Below are 18909 nucleotides of genomic sequence, written 5' to 3' on the forward strand. Positions count from 1 at the left end.
CTGCGTCTAATAACTAGTAACTAGTTGGAAAAATATGAAAAGAGTGGAATGAGAAAGATGACAGTATCATTTTCACATCAGCCGGAAGGTTACGAATGTCCATTTTGTCGTATTTGGGGTATCGAGCAACCTGATCAGGGAACAAAACAAAGGGATATCATCTATCAGAATGAAAAGGTAACGGCATTTATAGCGGGCAAATGGTGGCCAAACAATAAAGGACATGTTCTTATTGTTCCGAATCAACATTTCGAGAACATCTTTGAACTCCCTGCGGATTACGCTGTTGAAATTCACCGCGTGGCTCAGCTTACAGCATTTGCAATGAAAAGTACATATGGATGTGATGGGATTTCGACACGGCAACATAATGAACCAGCTGGCAATCAAGACGTGTGGCATTATCATCTGCATGTTTACCCCAGATACGTGAATGATCAACTTTATCTGACAAACGGTTCGCAGTCCGATCCAGATGAACGCGCTTTCTATGCGGATAAGTTGCGATCTTGGATAAAAGAAAACATTTAAAGTCTAGCAGGCTGCTCATTTTTTGTTGAGTTATCGGCAGATAAGGGTTTTTGAATTTGATATTCATGATAGAATGAGTTTGAATTGGACAATATAAGTAGTATATTTCATGATATAGGGGGGAACTAATGGAGACCTTTGCAGAATTTATAGCACGCATCGATAACCCGGAACACCAGGCACGAACGGAAGAAGTTTTGAACTGGGTCACTGAAAAATTCCCGAATTTAAAGCAAAAAATAGCCTGGAATCAACCGATGTTTACCGACCATGATACCTTTATCATTGGCTTTAGTGTTTCCAAGCAACACTTGGCTGTTGCTCCCGAGAAGGCAGGAATTAATCGTTTTTCGGAAGAGATCACACAGGCGGGTTATGATCACACCAAAGAGTTGGTGCGGATGAAGTGGAAACAGGAGATTGATTTTTCGTTACTTGAGAGAATGATTGAGTTCAATATAGCGGATAAGGCAGAATGTTCAACATTCTGGCGCAAATAAATCGTGATATAAAAAGAAGACCCCCAACTTCCGGATACGGAAAGAGAAGGTCTTCTATATTTTAAGCAAAAGCGATTATTGAGCACCTACTACAGGGTGAGGTACATAAGGCTCTTCAAGGAAAGTTACGTCTTCTGAGGTCAACTTAACGGAAAGAGCACCTACAGCATCTTCCAGATGCGATATTTTGGTGGCACCGATAATTGGAGCCGCTACAGTGTCTTTTTGCAGCAACCACGCAAGTGCAATGTGTGTACGAGGGACACCGTATTTTTCTGCAATGGATGCAACTCGTTCAACAACAAGCCGATCCGCATCACTTGTCGCATTGTACTTGGATTTCTGAATTTTGTCTGTCTCGGATCGCAGTGTTGATACGGACCAATCACGGGTTAACCTGCCTGAAGCTAGAGGACTGTATGGAGTTACACCAATCTTTTCTTCCTTGCATAAAGGCAACATTTCTCTTTCTTCTTCACGGTAGATGAGGTTCAAGTGGTTTTGCATGGAGACAAACTTGGTCCAACCATTTTTCTCTGCTACGTGTAATGCTTTTTGGAACTGCCATGCAAACATGGCCGAAGCGCCAATATATCTCACTTTACCGGACTTCACCACATCATGTAAGGCTTCCATGGTTTCTTCAATAGGCGTATTGTAGTCCCAACGATGAATGATATAGAGATCCACATAATCGGTTTCCAATCGTTTCAGGCTTTTATCAATCTCACTCAGGATGGCTTTTCTGGAAAGACCAGAACCGTTGGGTCCTTGATGCATTTGTCCGTGTACTTTGGTAGCAATGACAACCTCATCCCGATTGGCATAATCTTTTAACGCCCGACCAAGATACTCCTCGCTTGTACCCAGAGAGTATACATTCGCTGTATCGAAGAAATTAACGCCTAGATCCAGCGCTTTCTTTATCACCGGGCGAGAATTTTCTTCATTCAGTACCCATTCATGAACCCATTTACTGGCATCCCCAAATCCCATACATCCCAGGCAAAATCGAGATACGTCCAAGCCTGTATTACCAAGTTTCGTATATTCCATGTTATGTTCAAATCCTTTCTAATGTTTATTATTGCCACCTGTATGGTGATCTATTTACACATTATTATGTCATAACAAATGTAACAACCTGTACCACATTTCTATCAAAGTTTTGCCTATTCCTATCAGAATCTCTGAATCTGAATCAGTTGAGCCCATTAAAGTTCTCATATAAAAAGAACAAGCCACTCGTTTCTCCGTTGGAGATTCAAATGGCTTGTTCATGAATAACAGGCGAGAGGGGATTTCTAATGAAAACTATTGTTTAATCATTGTTTGATGAATCAAATCGCTTATTTTGGTTAATTTAAGATTGGCTTTGATATTATCATCCAACTCTTGATACCGTGGAAGAAGATCTGTATGCCCATCAATCCATTGGTACAATCCTTTAAGACCTGCTGCTGTCTCACTTCCCAACAAAGGCTGAATCGCTGCTTCAAAATGATCAAAAGGTAGAGACATGAAGCTGATCTTTTCACCTAATACAGCACTGAATTGTTCCGCTAATTGTGCACCTGTCAGGGCTTCTAATCCGGGTGCTGGGATAATGCTTCCTGCCAATTCCGAATGAGTCAAGGCATAATAGTGGAATTGAGCTGCATCGTTTAAGCTAATCCAGGAGATCGGCTTGTCTGCTGGTACCGGGTAGGCCAAAACGCCATTGTTCAGTATTCCGGGAATCAGGAAGTTTTCCAAGTATACAATGGGTTCCACAATGATATATGGAAGACTGCTTTGCTGCAATTCATGGATAACTTCACGTTTCAATTCAATTCCTTTGGAATGGGTGATAGGGTCAGGAACATAGGTACCCGTGTTAACTACAATCAATTTAACGTTTGCCTGTATAGCAGCATCAATTGCATTTTTGGTATATTGTCTGATCTTATCCGGATTGAACTCCACCGGCAGGTTTAGGAATACTTTACTTACACCTTCATGCGCCGTATGAAGGTGTTCCACATCTGATAGATCCCCGATGAAAGCTTCAATGTTTTGTTCCTTTAGTGTTTTGGCTGTTGCCTCATTTCGAGTAATCGTGCGAACCTCACAACCGTGTTGAACGAGTAATTGAGCGACAGCGCCGCCTTGGGAGCCCGATGCCCCATATACTAAAAATCGATCATTCTGTGTCATAGTGGTCAATAACTTCCTTTCAATATGTGATTGGAATGAATGAGTTAACACTCAGCAATGACCTCAGCATAACGAATTTAGAATAGGAGCGTAAGTACGCACATTAATGATATAGAGTATCCCTTAGGATACTATGGGAAGGCGTTTTACATATGTTTCGATCCCCAATCACCTAGCTGAAACAAGATCGAAGTCAGGCTTTGTCCTTTTTCTGTAAGGGAATATTCGACCTTAGGCGGAACTACAGGGTGGGTAACACGGTTTATCAAACCAGCTTCTTCAAGTTCTCGTAATTGCCTGGTTAACGTGCGATGCGTAATGGGGTCAAGCATTTTCTGTAATTCATTGAATCGAATTGTTGAATGGCGGATGAGCCGATTTATAATTAATAACTTCCATTTCCCACCAATCATATTGACTGCAAACTCAACAGGACAACGGTCCTCCACAGGTTCTATATTCATATTTATGTATCCCTCCCAAAAACATCAACTCATGTATCATGTTTCGTTCATTTTATCGAATTTATAAAGGGGTGTATAGCTTACAGCGCATTCAGGGTATGAACCATGCCAGAACACAAAAAAAGATGCCCCCAGTGTAGCTCGAGAGACACCTTATATAATATAAATTATTGTTCAACTCAGACAGAACAGAAAAAAAGCATTGAACGTGAAAAAGAGCCATGATATAATCTATAGCGCAATTGACATTTCTATTGGATATAAAGGGTGAATCATTATTTCTCCTAATTTAATTTTACATCCGACATTCCGATTTGTCAATGCTCTTTTTTTTGGTCCTAATAAATGGAAAAGGGAGTGGACTCATTCATGGATAAAACAAACGATTGGAAGTTGGAAGAGGAAAGATTAGTACAGGTGAGGAACAAGCTTCAGGCACGACTCGACGAACTGGAACCGAAGGTTGCAGGACTGCATGAACAGGCTGCCGAAATTCGTAAACGGTTCTGGGAAGAAGTGACGATTAATACGGGTTCGTACACCGATTTTGAAGATGCGTTCTATACCATTAATCAGCAGTCCAGAGTGTTGGCCGAGAGGGAGCGCGGGCACAGGCTGTTAACACAACAATGGAAAAATACTAAGAGACTGCTTCCGACGCCGTACTTTGGCCGTTTCGACTATAAGGAAAAAGGCATGACAGTGACGGAACAGATCTACATCGGCGTATCATCTTTCATGGATGAGGATGGATTGAACTTTCTAATCTATGACTGGAGAACACCAATTGCGAGTTTATACTATGATCACTCTCCTGGGCCAGCAAGTTATGACACACCTTCAGGACGAATCGACGGAAAGATGGAGCTCAAGCGTCAATTCCAGATTCAACATGGGCAGCTTCATAGCATGTTTGATTCAACTGAGACGATTGGTGACGAATTGTTGCAGCAAGTGCTCGCCAAGGGTGCAGACTCACAAATGAAGAGCATTGTAGCAACGATCCAGAAGGAACAAAACGCCATTATCCGTGATGACCGAAGCCGAATGCTTATCGTTCAGGGGGCAGCTGGCAGTGGCAAGACGTCCGCTGCGTTACAGCGAGTCGCTTACTTACTATATAAACACCGCCAGACCGTCAAAGCAGATCAGATTGTGCTTTTCTCGCCGAATCCGATGTTTACCAGTTATATCTCGACCGTACTCCCGGAACTTGGCGAAGAGAACATGCAGCAGACCACATTTCAGGAATATCTGAATTATTGGCTGGATTCCTCCATACGACCAGAGGATGCCTTTGATCAGATTGAATATGTGCTGACAGCTCAGAATGATCCGGGATATGAAGCTCGTCTGGAGGCGATTAAGTACAAAGCATCCGAGACATTCCTGCAAGTGCTCCAAAACTACGGTAAGTGGCTGGGGCAGGAGGGCATGCGGTTCAACGGCATTCAATTTCGGGGACGTGAATTCATCACTGCGGACCGAATTAAGACTCAATTTTACAGTTTGGATCAGAATCTTACCTTGTCCAACCGTATTTTTCTTTTGCAGGAATGGTTGCTGAGAGAACTTGTTTCGCTGGAACGTCTGGAACGGGAAGCAGACTGGGTTCTGGAGGAGTTGAATTATCTGGACACGGATGAGTATGTGGAAGCTTTCCGCATGTTGCACAAAGAAAAGCCTGTGTTTGATGTAGCGGAAAAATATGCAGCTCGAGATAGCGGTAATAACAGCGCAGTGCAAGATGAGGGTGCCTTTAACTTTGCAGTGCGAGAAGAGGAGCTGCTTCGTCAGAAACTGGTGAAAGACATGTTTAAACCGTTAAGAAAGAGTGTGCGGAAATTCCAGTTCGTGGATGTGAAAGGGATATACGAACAACTATTTGTAGATGAAGCGGCTTATCGACAACAAACGAATGGGGCAATCCCCCCACAGCACTGGCCTGAGATTTGTAAACAGACCAAGGCTATGATCCTTCAGAACAAGCTGTTCCATGAGGATGCTACTCCGTATTTATATGTAAAAGAGATGATCGAAGGCGTCCGGACGAACACAGAGATTCGTTATGTCTTTGTCGATGAAGGCCAGGATTATTCGGCGTTTCAATACGAATATCTCAAGAAACTGTTTCCTCGTGCCCGCATGACGGTGCTAGGGGATTTCGGGCAAGCGATCTTTATGCAGGCTACGGATTTGGCAGCATCCAACTCGCCATTGATTCACCTATATGGAGAAGCCGAAACTACATTGATACGGCTCGTACGCAGTTATCGTTCAACCAAAGAGATTGTTGAATTCACGAGACAGATGTTACCAGGGGGAGAAGAGATCAGACCGTTTGAAAGGGGAGATCAGAAGCCTCTTTTAACAAAATTGAAGGACAAAAATCTGCGTGGTACACAGATTCTCGCAGACATCGCCGCGCTTAAGGCGGAGGGGTTTGATTCCATCGCTGTGATTACGAAAACCGCGGCTGAAAGTCGTGATGCCTATGAAAGGTTGCAAAGTCAAGGCGGCGAAGGGATACAACTCATAACAAAGGATACACAGATTTTTGAAAAAGGAATCATGGTTATTCCTGTGTATCTCGCCAAAGGCGTTGAGTTCGATGCTGTCCTGATCTATGATGCTTCACCCGTCGCTTACAGCCAGGAATATGATCGCAAGCTTCTGTATACGGCATGCACACGGGCCATGCACCGACTTCATCTATATACAGTGAGTGACTGGTCACCATTTGTGCAGGCGTTACCTGCGAATCTGTATGACATCAAATCATAATCCATATGTAAATCCGTTCTCAATGAAGGACCAAAGAAAGATGCTCAGAGCCTTTTTTAAAAGGTTATCGGGCATCTTCTTTTTATAAAGACATGAATTATAAAAGTTATTCTTTACTGATCGTTCCCGATGTGATAGATTGTTATTGGGAGTTATGAGAATGATCATTCCCATAACAGCTCGGATGAATAAATTCTCAATGAGAGGGAGTAATAATAAATGAATATTTCCAAACAAGTTGCTATTGTAAGTGGGGCTAATCGAGGGTTGGGCAAGGAACTTGCTCTTGAACTGCTGGCGAGGGGAACCAAAGTGTATGCTGGCGCACGAAACCCTGAATCCATTGATCTGCCGGGGGCTATTCCACTGCAACTCGATATTACGGATCCACAATCTGTCATGGCTGCAGCTGAGGTAGCTAGTGATGTAACCCTTCTAATCAATAATGCTGGTTCCGCTACGGGTGCTTCTCTGTTCACGGGTGATCTGAGCGATATTCACTTGGAATTCAATACACATGTATTCGGTACGCTTTCAATGATTCGTGCGTTTGCACCGGTGATAGAGAAGAATGGGGGCGGTTCGATACTGAATATCCTGTCTGTTCTATCTTGGCTTACCCTTGGTAACTCAGGTGCATATTCAGCTGCAAAATCCGCTCAGTGGGGAATTACGAATGCATTACGTCTGGAATTAGCCCCTAAGAACGTTAGCGTTGCCGGGTTGCACGTAGCGTTCATGGATACGGATATGACGGCAGGTATCGACGCACCAAAAACGAGCCCAACGGATATTGCCAAAATTGCAATAGATTCCATCGAAGCGGATCTCTACGAGATTATTGCTGATGATACCAGTCGGAATGTACAACAGGGTCTTGCTGGTGGTATTGCTGCCCTTTACCCGCAATTGTTTCAAAAATAGAGAGGCGTAGATGCATTTTCTCGTTATAAATAAAACAACCCCCACCAGATATGGTGGGGGTTGAGTACGTCATGAATACTCCAATTCTATGCCTTGAGAACCGCGAGAATATGAGGTTTAGCCTTTAACTGCACCGGCAGTGAGGCCGCTGACAATATATTTTTGCCCGAACAGATACAGAATGAATACAGGTAGTGAAGTAAGCACGAGATTGGCGAAGATCAGGTTCCAGTCCCGGCTATATTTGCCGTAGAAATTGTAGATCGATAGTGGCATCGTCCAGGTGGAACTGTCTGTCAGGAAGTACACCGGAATTGTGATGTCATTCCAGACGGACATGAACACCATGATCGCTACCGTTGCGTTAACGGGCAGGATGAGCGGTGTGACGATGCGAAAGAACACGCCGAACACACTTGCTCCTTCCAAAAATGCCACTTCGTCCAGCGCTCGTGGAATGGTTTTGATGAACCCACTATATAGGAATACACTAAAGGCCGTGTTCAATGCGGCATAGATCAGGATGACACTTGTAATGCTGCCGTAGAATCCCAATCCCTGTACAACCTGTATGGTCGTAATAATCGACATTGGTGCAATCAATCCCATGAAGAAATACATGTAGATCGTGCCGGATAGTTTGGTTTCCCGACGTGCCAGAATGAATGCCGCTGCCGAAGAGGCAACGATATTAATGATGGAAGATACACCAGTAATCAAAATGCTGTTGAAGAACGCTCGCGACAGTCCGCCTTCCTGGAAGACACGAACATAGTTCGAGAACTGCCATGTTTCCGGAAAACTCAGGGAGAAGCTGAGCACTTCGGCGCTGGTTTTGAATGAACCAAAGATCAGAATGACAAGCGGCAACAGAACGATAAGAGAGGCCAGAATCAGGAAACCTTCCACGATATAGTTGCGGATGGCGAGTTTGCGTGTATAGCCCATGTTATTCCGTAACCTCCTTACGCCGCATGAAGATCAATAGCGGTATAGCGATAATGGTAACGACCACGAACAGAAGGGTGTTGACCGCGGTACCAAGTCCCCAGTTGCCTTCGCCGAAAGATCGCAGAATGATCGTACCTACGACCTGTGAAGCGTTACCCGGGCCACCACCGGTCATGACATATACTTCGGAGAATACTTTGAGTCCACCAATCAATGTCAACATCAAGTTAATGTTAATGGCAGGCAGCAAGAGTGGCAGTGTGATTTTGAAAAAACTTCTCCACGAACTTGCGCCATCAATCTTGGCTGCCTCGTAATACTCTTGAGAAATGGACTGCAGGCCCGCCAGATAGATGGCCATCTGGAACCCGGCACTCTGCCAGATCGAGACGATGGCAATCGTCCAGATCACAATCGATGGGTTGGTGAGCCAAGCTTGGCTTAACGAATGTAACCCAACAGATTCCAACAAATTGTTGATTGTACCTTCGGTACGCAACATGGGAGTGAACAGAATGCTGATCACAAGGATGCTGAGAATGGAAGGGGAGTAGAAGATCGCGCGTAGCAGGTTCTTTGTTCTTAGTCGCATGTTAAGTCCTACGGCCAGCAATAGACCGATGACATTTTTGCCAACGACGGTGACGATTGCAAATATTGCCGTGTTTTTCAGCGCCAGAATAAGCGTTTTGTCTGAGAAAATTTTCTGGAAATTATCCCACCCGATGAACTTCAGCTCCAGCCGATCCAGCCGCCAATCCGTGAATGAATAATAGAAAGCGGCGAGAGCAGGCACAACAAAAAAGATGGAGTAGATAATCAGTGCGGGAAATATCATGTAATACGAGTACAGATTTTTAGTCCTTTTCATGTCTCACACTCCGTTATAACTAGGCAGCATAACGATCGATCCTGTTATGCTGCCTTATATTTCACTTTTTAGAAACCTTCTACGCCTTTATCCTGCATCAACTGACTGAACTTCTCATCCCAGGATTTCAGTACTTCTTCTGGTGACAATCCACCCGCGAATTGATCCTGTAACAATCGATACAGTTCGCTGCGATCAACCAGCATGTGTGCATCCGTTGTCAGCACGGTTTTCTTCGGCGTAATATAGTTGTCTACAATATCCTGCTTGTAAGCCGGCAATTCTGGTGTGGTGACGTCACTGAAATTGGATACGTACCCTTTGGAGTCCACGATCTGTTGTGCAACTTCCTTGGAGGCGATGTAGTCCAAGAATTGTTTAGCTTCTTCCAAATGTTTGGATTTCTTCGGAATGAACAGTTGTCCGCCGAGTGGACTTGCACCCAGACTGGCATTGTCTGACGATGGAATCGGGAATACGCCCAGTTCCATATTTGGATCTTGCTCGGCCACGCCTTCAATTAACCAATCGCCCATAAACATCATGGCAACTTCCTTGTTCAGGAATTTACCTACGGCCATGTCATAGCTGTCGCTAAGCACATCCGTGTTGGTGTAACCTTTAGTGTAAATCTCATATTGTTGTTCCAGGAATGTTTTGAATTCCGGGATATCAGACCATTTTTTCTTGTTGCTGTTCAAGTCATCAAAAAACGTCGGTTCATTTTTGGCTACAAAATCGGCAAAAGCTGCAGCAGGCCAGATGTTGGCAGCCCAGGCATCTTTGTAAGGCATGAATACAGGTGTAATGCCACTCGCTTTGATTTTTTCACAGATCGCCAGGAATTCTTCGTAGTTGGTTGGAATCGACAACCCGAGTTCTTCAAAGATTTGTTTGTTATATACGACCCCTTGCATCCCTGTATCTTGGCTGACATGGAAGCTGTAGAGATGGCCACCAGAAGAGAGGACGTCTTTGTTCATAATTCTGCTCGCCCAAGGCTCGTTATCCAGAATCTCGAAGTTACGTTCAAGGTTCAGGTCCGTGACTGCGCTCGCCAGATTGTACTGAATAATATCAGGCGTTTCATCTACAGCCAGTTTGGTTTGCAGTACAGTTGTTGTTTGTTCCGCTGGAATCAGCTGCAAATTGACACGAATGTTTGTTTGTTTTTCGAATGCATCGAGAATGTCCTGCTGGATAAAGGCAGAGTCCTGAGAACTTTTAGAGATTGCCAGCTCCAATGTGACTTTGCCACTCTTGCTGTCCCCGCCAGCAGCTGTGCCGGAATCCGTACCTCCTGATCCACAAGCGGTTAACGAGACCGTTAATAAACTGGCCAGAATAATAGAAAACGCCTTTTTTCTTTTTATTGTTTTCAATGCAAATCCCCCTCTAAAACGTTTAGTGAATCCGTTTACAATTCCGATTATAGATTCTTTTCTCGCCCCGGTACATGTCTGTGCTTGAACGTTGATGTGTAAAATCCTGAACTTGAAATCGCTATCATTTCATGAAATACCGTGATAGAGTAGACATGAATATAAGGGATTTCACATCATGTCAGAACAGGAGGGCATCTCTGAGAATGGCAAAGCTCATACATAAAGCAACTCAATTCAGTTTGCAGACAAAGGTGTTTTTGACATTTCTGGCTCTGCTTTTGTTTGTGCTGGGCTGTTTTATCGTTTATGTGAATGTGATCGTTGTCCGCCCGCTCAAACTGAAAACAGAGCAGGATACGCTCGTTACAGCTACGAAGGTAAGAGAGCAAGTTGATCTATACGTAGAACAACAGAACCAGATGTCGCAGCGTATATTATCCAGCAAAAATATATTTGTAGCCATGGACAAGAGCTCCTCAGCTCATAGTAACTATGAAAGACTGAAGCAAATTCGGATCATCAAAGACATCATGTTTCAGGCCATCGGGCCGAGCATGAATATCAAGGACATGTCCATCTACGACAATCACGGGGTTCTCCTGACATCATATCTGGGTTCGGGTAATCCTCCCGCAATCCTGAACACCATGATGGAGAGTAGTCAGGTCGGACGAGATTGGACGGAAAGTGGTTTTGTTCTGCTGCGTCAAGACGATACGATCTCATTTGTGCGCACGATCAATGATCAGAACGGCAAGGTGTACGGTTATCTTAGCATCCAGATGGAACAGGCCTATATACAGAACCTAACAGAGGGTATTACCGCTGGCGAAGTCTATATTCTGAATGAACAAGGCGAGCAGATGACAGGTTCGGAAGCGGGTGTGACATTTACCAATTGGACAAAGCCTGCATCAGACGAGGGACTGGATGTGGACAAAAACGACAATTATATCACGCATTCCACTTCACCCAGTACAGGCTGGATCACGTATATCATAACGCCCAAAAAATCTGTTCTAGGCTCGATCCATTCGGTTCAGACGATGTCCATTCTGCTGATTACAGCACTGATGCTGGTTTCATTTGTGTATATCTTCCTGTCGACACGTAACCTGCTGCTGCCTATCCGCAAGCTACGCGGTCAGATCTGGCGCATGAACTACAGCAATATGAATCTGAAAGTGGATGAAACGCCGAAGAATAACGATCTCTTATTACTTAACGAAGCCTTTCAGGATCTGATGGAGAGGCTGCAGCAATCCATTGACCGGGAAAAATCGGCGCTTCATGAAGAAGTAAAGGCGCGTAATTCGGCGCTGCAAGCCCAGATTGCACCTCATTTTATTCATAATGTTCTATACCTGATCAGTATTGCCGCCCAAGAGGGGAAGACCAAAGTTGTATCGGATATGTGCAAACATCTTTCGGACAGTCTGCGTTATATTGTCTCTTCACCATACGCGCATGTGACTTTGGCTGAGGAGCTTCAACATACGAGACATTATCTGTCCCTTGTACAACAAAAGTACGAAGAGGATCTGGAGTGGGACATCTGTGCTGATGAGCTGGCGAACGATATCCGATTGCCGCGGTTGGTCATTCAGCCGTTTGTGGAAAACTGCATTGAACATGCCTTTGCCAACACCGTGCCGCCTTGGCGTATCCAGATTACCGTGAAGCAATATAACGGATTATGGGCTTTGGAGATCAAAGATAACGGAGAGGGCTTTCCACCGGATAAGATCCAGGAGATTTTAGCCAATATTCAGGCATCGGGTTCCGGAATGAACCAGACTGCTGATCGTGGAACAGCCCTTGGTAACATGGGGATTATCAATAGTGTCAATCGACTCAAACTAATGTATAACAACCGGCTTTTTATTAATATATTTAACAATCATGCGGAAGAGCAACATGGAGCAACGATTCAAATCATCGGCTCACTGACGAGAGATTTTTACTAGCAAGGGGGTATAGGCGATGTATAACGTTATGATCGTTGAGGATAGCAAACCGATATTACGTAATATTAAAATGCTCTTGGAAACGCTGAGCTTCCCGATTCGTGTAGCGGCTACGGCAACGAATGGCGAGGAAGCCTTGGCAGCGTTAAAGCAGGAACCGATTGATCTGCTGTTGACAGATATACGAATGCCAAAAATGGATGGACTGTCCTTGATCGAGCAAGCCAAAATTGCCAACCCGGATCTGAAGGTCATCTTGATTAGCGGTTATAGCGATTTTGAATACACAAGAAAAGCATTGAACCTGCAAGTGTTTGACTATTTGTTAAAACCCGTCGAGCGAGAGGCGCTTGAAGAAGTCATGGGTCGGGTAATTGACCAACTTGATCAACAGATGTCCAAGGAACTGCTGAATTTGCAGGAAATCATTCATCCCCAATGTGAGATTACGTCGAAACAAGGGGAGCATTTTCCGCCTTTATTCAGCCAGATGATGATCATTATGAGCAGACAGCCTTTTACCGCAGGGCATGAACGTTGGGTGCAGGTGGAACTTGAGGGTTTAGTGCAGGATTTTTTTGCATTCCATCCTTGTCGTGTTTACACTAGTCAAACTTCATATCAATTTATCGCTTTTGTCAACAAGAGTGCACTTGAGGTTTACTCTTCCGTACATGAATGTCTTGAATCGATGCGACGGCATTTGGTTGCGCATGACATCGATGCAATCATTGGAGGACAACTTCTATTCGCTGAGTCTGGTAATCTGCCGGAGCTCTATCACCGCATGTCGTCCATTTTGTCTGAGCAGCAACGGTTGAAACAAGGAATAGTGTTGGATACCGGGAATCCGGTGTCGATGGTCAGATCTGAGACAGGCTGTCTGGATCCGGTGCAGGAATCAGCTTTTGTACAGATGATACAGGCTCGGCAGAAAGAACGGTTTGCTTTTAAGTTATCCGAATTGTTGAATCGATGGGCAGAGGAAAATGTACATATGAGCGAGGTGGAGCGGTTTATTGGATTGATTGTAGACACGTTTGCTCATCTGTACGAGGAACAGGGGTCGGGCATGAGATTGGGTCTGGAGCTTCGGTCAAGACAATTCGCCCAGGCACAGTCCTATGCCGATTTTTGCCGGGAACTGGCGGAATGGACGGGACAGTGCTTCGATATGCTGCAATCCCACGTTCGAAAAAGCAAGGCGATCCTGTTCGAACAGATTGACGATTACGTAAAACTAAATAAATACTCTCAATTATCTATCAACGACATTGCCATGAAGTTTCACGTTAGCCCGTCGTACGTCAGCAGAGTGATCAAAAATGCAACACAAATTACGTTTGTCCAGTATTACACCCGGCTTCGCATTCAGGAGGCATGCAGACTGATGGAAAGTCAACCCGACATGAAGTTTAAGGAGGTTTCCGATTTACTGTCATTTAGCGACCAGCACTATTTCTCGAAGGTGTTCAAAGAGTATACGGGGCTAAGTCCTACGGATTATAAACAACAGATGTCTGGTATAAAGACCCAATCATAGTTAACAAACCCTTTTTAATTATGTTATAATACTAAACAAATACGGCTTGTTACTGAATTCATTCAGGCAATACCTATGTATATACATGCTCAAAGTTTCTTTGGGTGTGCATATATATGGGTTTTTTTGCGTTTACTGGCCGATTGATTCTACCAAAAATGGATAAAGAGAGGAAGATTGAACTTGAAAAAGGAAAAGAAAAAAAGGTCATTTTATAAGAAAGGAGGAGCTGGTTTACGATTAATGAGTACCAGACTCATTGCAGCTTTCCTTGCGGTACTTATTATCCCGACTGCACTTATCGGTTATTTCTCATATGATAGTGCCAAAGATCAGGTACAACAAAAAATGACAGATCCCCTCAATACAATATTAACGATGACAGGACAGCATATTAACAATCTGGTGGGGGAAAAAGCAGCATTATTGAGTTATATCGACAGTATGTATGGTTCCGCTCCCAGTCAGGCGAACAACGAAGCGGTACAAGTAGGAATCGACCAATTAGCTGATACATATCCTGATATTCTTGCCATAACCGTAGGCAACGACCAAGGCAGTAATATATCTTCTCCAGCAATTGAGGATGCAACATATGATCCACGCAGCACAGATTGGTATTCTAATGGTGAAAGTAAGAATGGATCACTCTATTTTTCGAGTATTATGCAAGATCCGGTATCCGGGAAAATTTATGTAGAGATTTCAAAAGCTCTGTCAAATGAACAAGGTGTAGCAAGTATTAAACTTGATCTGGAGCCATTAGCAAAAGCGTTATCATATGTGGATGTCGGAGGTAATGGAAGTCTTATTGTAGTGGACTCCAATCGAACGATTGCAGCTTGGTCCGGTGCGATTGCAAAAGGTGGAGGAGGAGAGCTCGGCGGAGCACTCATCGAGGGAATTCCAGTCCATCCAAATACGGCTTCAAATTCCGATGAACCGATGGCATTTTCTCAATTTGTCAGAACGGATCTGGCGTATGATCTGGAGGTATATAACGGTGTTAATGCTTTGACGGGTTGGAATGTCATTGCTTTGATGGGCCATGAAGATTTTATCGCCGCAGCGAAACCCATTATGGTATCGAGTCTAACGGTCATTGTTATATCTGTATTGATTGCCGGTGTAATTATTTTCTTCATTCTGAGATCTTTTATCGTACCTATGCAAAAACTGCGAAAGGCCACCCGCAGCGTAAGCGAAGGGAATCTGTCCGAACGGGTTAATCTGAAAACCGAAAACGAATTTGGTATATTGGCAAATGATTTTGACCAAATGACCATCTCCCTTCAATCGGTGGTTGCTGAACTTCACCAGACTTCATCGTTGTTAAGTCACTCTTCCCAGATGATTCAGGAAAGTACAGAACAAACCACCCAATCGGTTCAACATGTGGCTGAAACCATGCAACAGACTGCGGAATCAGCTATCGTTGGGGCGGAGAATTCGGAACAAACCGCGAATGCCGTAGAAGAGATGGCGAGAGGCATCAGTACAATTGCAGAATCTGCGAGTGCGATTGTGGATTCGGCTGAAGAGACGGAGCGCGCTGTTGCTAATGGTGGGAAAACGATAAACCAGGTCGGAGAACAAATGGAACACATTCTCGGAGCTGTTGAAGAAACCTCGGCATTGATTAATGAGCTGTCCAGTCTATCCGCTGAAGCCAATCGAATGAATGAAGCCATTGCGGATATCTCTCGGCAAACCAATCTTCTGTCACTGAATGCTTCTATTGAAGCATCAAGAGCAGGAGAACACGGAAAAGGTTTTGCTGTCGTTGCTGGTGAGGTGCGCACGTTATCCATGCAATCCAAACAAAGTGCGGACGAGATTGGTGCTACCATTGGCAAAATGCTTGATCTGATTGCCAAATCCACATCTCTTATGAATGATAAAGTTCGTAATCAAGTCGGTGAAGGTATGCGCATCAGCCAAGAAGCTTCAGCAACCATATCGAACATCGAACAATATACAACGCATATCGTGGATCAAATTCAGGATATTTCCGCTGTCTCAGAACAGTTGTCAGCCAGCACGGAAGAAGTCTCGGCTACAGTTGCCGCGATGAGTCATATCTCTAAAGTATCGGCTGATAGTGCTCAGACAACTTCAGCAGCAGCCCAAGAACAAATGGCGGCAATGCAGGAGATATCGGCATCATCTGCACAGCTCTCCAAAACAGCTGAGAACATGCAAGAATTGGTTCGCCGCTTTAAGCTTTAGAGTAGAAGTAAGTAAATGTGTAAAGAAATATGTAAAGAGACATGTAAAGCACCAGGCGCTCCCCTAATGGAGCGCCTTTCTGCATGTAGTAAGATTAGTAAGAATGTGACACCTCATCCCCGAACATATCCTTTTGATTCTTTTTTCGGAAACTTCGTGGTGATTCACCAACCGTTTTGGTAAATAAAATCGTAAAGTAATTGGGGTTATCGTAACCGACCAGTTTGGCAATTTCCCATATTTTTTTGTTGGTTGAGACTAATAATCGGGTGGCTTCACCCATTCTTCGTTGAATCAGGTAATGATAAGGAGAAGTGCCATAGTGATTTTTATACATATGAATTAAGTAATAAAAATCGATATGAAATTGATCTGCCAATTCTTTGAGCTTAATGTTTTGCCGATAGTTGGTATCCAAATAGTCTTTAATGCTCTCAGCAAGGGTATTGCTCTCAACTGTCTCCCCACTAGGAAGCTGTTGACGGGACTGCCGATCGATGATCAGAAGTATTGCTTTCAGGACATGCCCAGAGATAGACTCGTATCCATGTTCCCGGATTGAAAATTCATTGAAGAGAGTCTGCATTAACGAATGGAGCTCATCGGAATATCGGTTGGCTCGAATGATCGGATTGTTAGAGGGAGGGATGACCCAATCCTCAAGGGTCTGGGTGCCTTCTGTAAAACGAAAGCCGCAATAAAAGGTGGATAACGGGAATTCAGGATTGGACTTCTCCTCGTGAAGAGTACCCTTGTTATATATGAGCATGTCCCCTTTTTGAGCCCAGTGTTTGGTGCCGTCAATGGTGAACAATCCTTTGCCTTCAGTTACGTAGATAATCTCATGCAGATCGTCATGTTTATGCGTCGGAAAACTCCAATGGGGATTATCGGCCAGTTTGCCTACATAAATAATGGTGCAATCTCGATTTGGATGCCGTTGGCCGGATTCGTGGTGTGTAATCATCTATGTCTTCCCTTCAGAATCAGTAATGAAAGTCTGTGTTGAAATGACAACATATATAATGTTTTGCAATAAAACCACAACAACCTTGATTGTCGCCATGGTATATCTGACAGTACAATTTCACTATCCAAAATGTACTATATATCGAAAGTGAAGGGATGGGAAAGCAGAAAATACATGAATTAAAGATCGTAGACAGAATTGAAGCGCTTGCAACAATAGAAAGGATTAGTGAGTATTGATTTATGACTAGAAATAGAGAGAACCTACTTATTTTAACGCTTACGCTTGTTAGCTTTGTACTGGGAACAACCGAGTATGTTATCGTGGGTGTGTTGAAGGAAATTGAAAGTTACATGAAAGTATCACTTGCTGCCGCGGGTATGCTTGTCTCCGGTTTTGCGATTGCATACGCGGTGGGTACTCCATTTGCTGTGGCCTTCTTGGCCAAAATATCCAGAAGAAGTTCCATATTGATCGGATTTGCAATCGTGTTAGCATTAAATCTATTGACCGTGTTCTCAACAACGTTCTCTTCTCTGATGGCCATTCGCATCGTGTCGGCCGTTGCTTGTGGACTTACGATATCACTTTCGATCTCGATCGTAAGCGACGCAGTGAACCGGGAGCGAAGAGGGGAAGCTATCGCCTGGATTTTGGGCGGATTTTCAATCGCTAATGTGCTAGGTGTTCCGCTCGGTACTTTTATCGGACAACATCTGAGCTGGTCCATGACGTTTGTTGTTACGGCATGCATAGGTGTTGTGCCGCTGGTGTTCATGTTCCGTATTCTGCCACGCCAAACAACGATTGCAGGTTCGTTCAGTGATCAGATGTCTCTCTTTTTAAAACCACGGATATTGCTGGCCTGTCTGATCCCTGTACTGGGAAACAGCTGTATTTTCGTCGTTTTTACGTACATTACGCCACTCCTGAGTGAGACGATGGGTGTGCCAGTACATTGGATTAGTGCCATACTCCTGATCTATGGTGCCTGCAGTATCCTGAGTAACTGGATTGGTGCCAAAATAGCCAAGGGTGAATTCCTGCCCAAGCTCAAGCGGCTTTTCGTCATCCAAGCCATTTTGTTCCTAGGAATGAGTTTTACCGTTTCTAATGTGTGGCTCGGCTTGGCATTTCTATTCCTGATTGGATGTCTGTCATCCTCCATGAGCGCGGCATCCCAGTTATATTTGTTTGATGTGTCAGGATCGATCGCGCCGGGGTCCAAAGCATTTGCATCTACACTCCTGCCTGTGGCGGCCAATGTGGGTATAGCGTTAGGCTCTGGTGTCGGGGGAATTGCCGTCAATATGGGTGGTGTCCAGTGGGTGCCTCCAGTTGCTGTGATGCTTGCCTTGCTGGCTTTTGTCGTTACCCTGATATGCCAGCGTTCCATCCAATTGAATTCAGACGAAGCAACCACTGTAAAAGCAGCTTAGATGAGATGCTGTCTAAACTAAACGGATGAATGCATATATATGGTATATGAACTACAAACAAAGTCGCTGTTATGCGGCTTTGTTTGTTTTTTTAGTTTTCCAGCATTCCGGATGAAACGGGTTCGTAGATGATAGAGGTAGGATAATGCAATAAT

15 protein-coding genes are annotated in these 18909 nt (G+C 44.2%); 8 read left to right on the forward strand and 7 right to left on the reverse strand.

The features are described 5' to 3' along the window. Nucleotides 1-24: 24 nt before the first annotated feature. Nucleotides 25-531 carry an HIT family protein gene (locus tag MKY95_RS15345; RefSeq protein ID WP_339199591.1) on the forward strand — a complete coding sequence of 169 codons (507 nt, stop codon included), beginning with the start codon at nucleotides 25-27 and terminating at the stop codon, nucleotides 529-531. Nucleotides 532-659: 128 nt separating this feature from the next. Continuing rightward, the gene (locus tag MKY95_RS15350) at nucleotides 660-1031 is read left to right on the forward strand and encodes an iron chaperone (RefSeq protein WP_076317922.1); all 372 of its coding nucleotides are present in this window, start codon (nucleotides 660-662) and stop codon (nucleotides 1029-1031) included. A gap of 75 nt (nucleotides 1032-1106) precedes the next feature. Here the strand turns inward: MKY95_RS15350 and MKY95_RS15355 are convergent, their stop codons facing one another. The 3 genes from MKY95_RS15355 to MKY95_RS15365 all read right to left on the reverse strand — a co-directional run bounded on the left by MKY95_RS15355 (nucleotide 1107) and on the right by MKY95_RS15365 (nucleotide 3691). Beyond that, nucleotides 1107-2087, reverse strand: a complete 981-nt coding sequence (locus MKY95_RS15355; RefSeq protein ID WP_339199594.1) for an aldo/keto reductase — start codon at nucleotides 2085-2087, stop codon at nucleotides 1107-1109. Between the two features lie 258 nt (nucleotides 2088-2345). Then, nucleotides 2346-3227, reverse strand: a complete 882-nt coding sequence (locus MKY95_RS15360; protein ID WP_339199597.1) for an NmrA family NAD(P)-binding protein — start codon at nucleotides 3225-3227, stop codon at nucleotides 2346-2348. A gap of 146 nt (nucleotides 3228-3373) precedes the next feature. Then, the gene (locus MKY95_RS15365; protein WP_017688544.1) at nucleotides 3374-3691 is read right to left on the reverse strand and encodes a helix-turn-helix domain-containing protein; all 318 of its coding nucleotides are present in this window, start codon (nucleotides 3689-3691) and stop codon (nucleotides 3374-3376) included. Nucleotides 3692-4060: 369 nt separating this feature from the next. Here MKY95_RS15365 and helD point away from each other — a divergent pair, with 369 nt between their 5' ends. Further along, nucleotides 4061-6475, forward strand: coding sequence for an RNA polymerase recycling motor HelD (gene helD / locus MKY95_RS15370; protein ID WP_339199600.1), 2415 nt, complete (start codon nucleotides 4061-4063; stop codon nucleotides 6473-6475). Between the two features lie 219 nt (nucleotides 6476-6694). After that, complete coding sequence (locus MKY95_RS15375) at nucleotides 6695-7399, forward strand: SDR family oxidoreductase (RefSeq protein WP_339199603.1); 705 nt, start codon at nucleotides 6695-6697, stop codon at nucleotides 7397-7399. A gap of 117 nt (nucleotides 7400-7516) precedes the next feature. On the opposite strand, the gene MKY95_RS15380 is transcribed toward MKY95_RS15375, so the two are convergent. From MKY95_RS15380 to MKY95_RS15390, 3 genes are all read right to left on the reverse strand, one after another. Beyond that, entirely contained in the window at nucleotides 7517-8347 is an 831-nt protein-coding gene (locus tag MKY95_RS15380) for a carbohydrate ABC transporter permease (RefSeq protein ID WP_339199607.1), read from the reverse strand. A 1-nt stretch (nucleotide 8348) separates the two neighbouring features. After that, nucleotides 8349-9221, reverse strand: a complete 873-nt coding sequence (locus tag MKY95_RS15385; protein ID WP_036670879.1) for a sugar ABC transporter permease — start codon at nucleotides 9219-9221, stop codon at nucleotides 8349-8351. 68 nt (nucleotides 9222-9289) lie between these two features. Continuing rightward, nucleotides 9290-10603 carry an ABC transporter substrate-binding protein gene (locus tag MKY95_RS15390; RefSeq protein ID WP_339199610.1) on the reverse strand — a complete coding sequence of 438 codons (1314 nt, stop codon included), beginning with the start codon at nucleotides 10601-10603 and terminating at the stop codon, nucleotides 9290-9292. 206 nt (nucleotides 10604-10809) lie between these two features. On the opposite strand from MKY95_RS15390, the gene MKY95_RS15395 reads away from it, so the two are divergent. From MKY95_RS15395 to MKY95_RS15405, 3 genes are all read left to right on the forward strand, one after another. Further along, entirely contained in the window at nucleotides 10810-12573 is a 1764-nt protein-coding gene (locus MKY95_RS15395; protein ID WP_339199613.1) for a histidine kinase, read from the forward strand. Between the two features lie 16 nt (nucleotides 12574-12589). Then, nucleotides 12590-14116: a response regulator gene (locus tag MKY95_RS15400; RefSeq protein ID WP_339199616.1), complete on the forward strand. Its 1527-nt coding sequence runs from the start codon at nucleotides 12590-12592 to the stop codon at nucleotides 14114-14116. A gap of 243 nt (nucleotides 14117-14359) precedes the next feature. After that, complete coding sequence (locus MKY95_RS15405) at nucleotides 14360-16345, forward strand: methyl-accepting chemotaxis protein (protein WP_339199618.1); 1986 nt, start codon at nucleotides 14360-14362, stop codon at nucleotides 16343-16345. Nucleotides 16346-16439: 94 nt separating this feature from the next. On the opposite strand, the gene MKY95_RS15410 is transcribed toward MKY95_RS15405, so the two are convergent. Then, nucleotides 16440-17312 carry an AraC family transcriptional regulator gene (locus MKY95_RS15410; RefSeq protein ID WP_339199621.1) on the reverse strand — a complete coding sequence of 291 codons (873 nt, stop codon included), beginning with the start codon at nucleotides 17310-17312 and terminating at the stop codon, nucleotides 16440-16442. Between the two features lie 245 nt (nucleotides 17313-17557). Here MKY95_RS15410 and MKY95_RS15415 point away from each other — a divergent pair, with 245 nt between their 5' ends. Continuing rightward, nucleotides 17558-18754: an MFS transporter gene (locus MKY95_RS15415; protein ID WP_339199624.1), complete on the forward strand. Its 1197-nt coding sequence runs from the start codon at nucleotides 17558-17560 to the stop codon at nucleotides 18752-18754. The last annotated feature ends 155 nt before the right edge of the window (nucleotides 18755-18909 follow it).

Origin of the sequence: Paenibacillus sp. FSL P4-0176 (assembly GCF_037975265.1) — a bacterium.
Lineage (GTDB): Bacteria > Bacillota > Bacilli > Paenibacillales > Paenibacillaceae > Paenibacillus > Paenibacillus amylolyticus.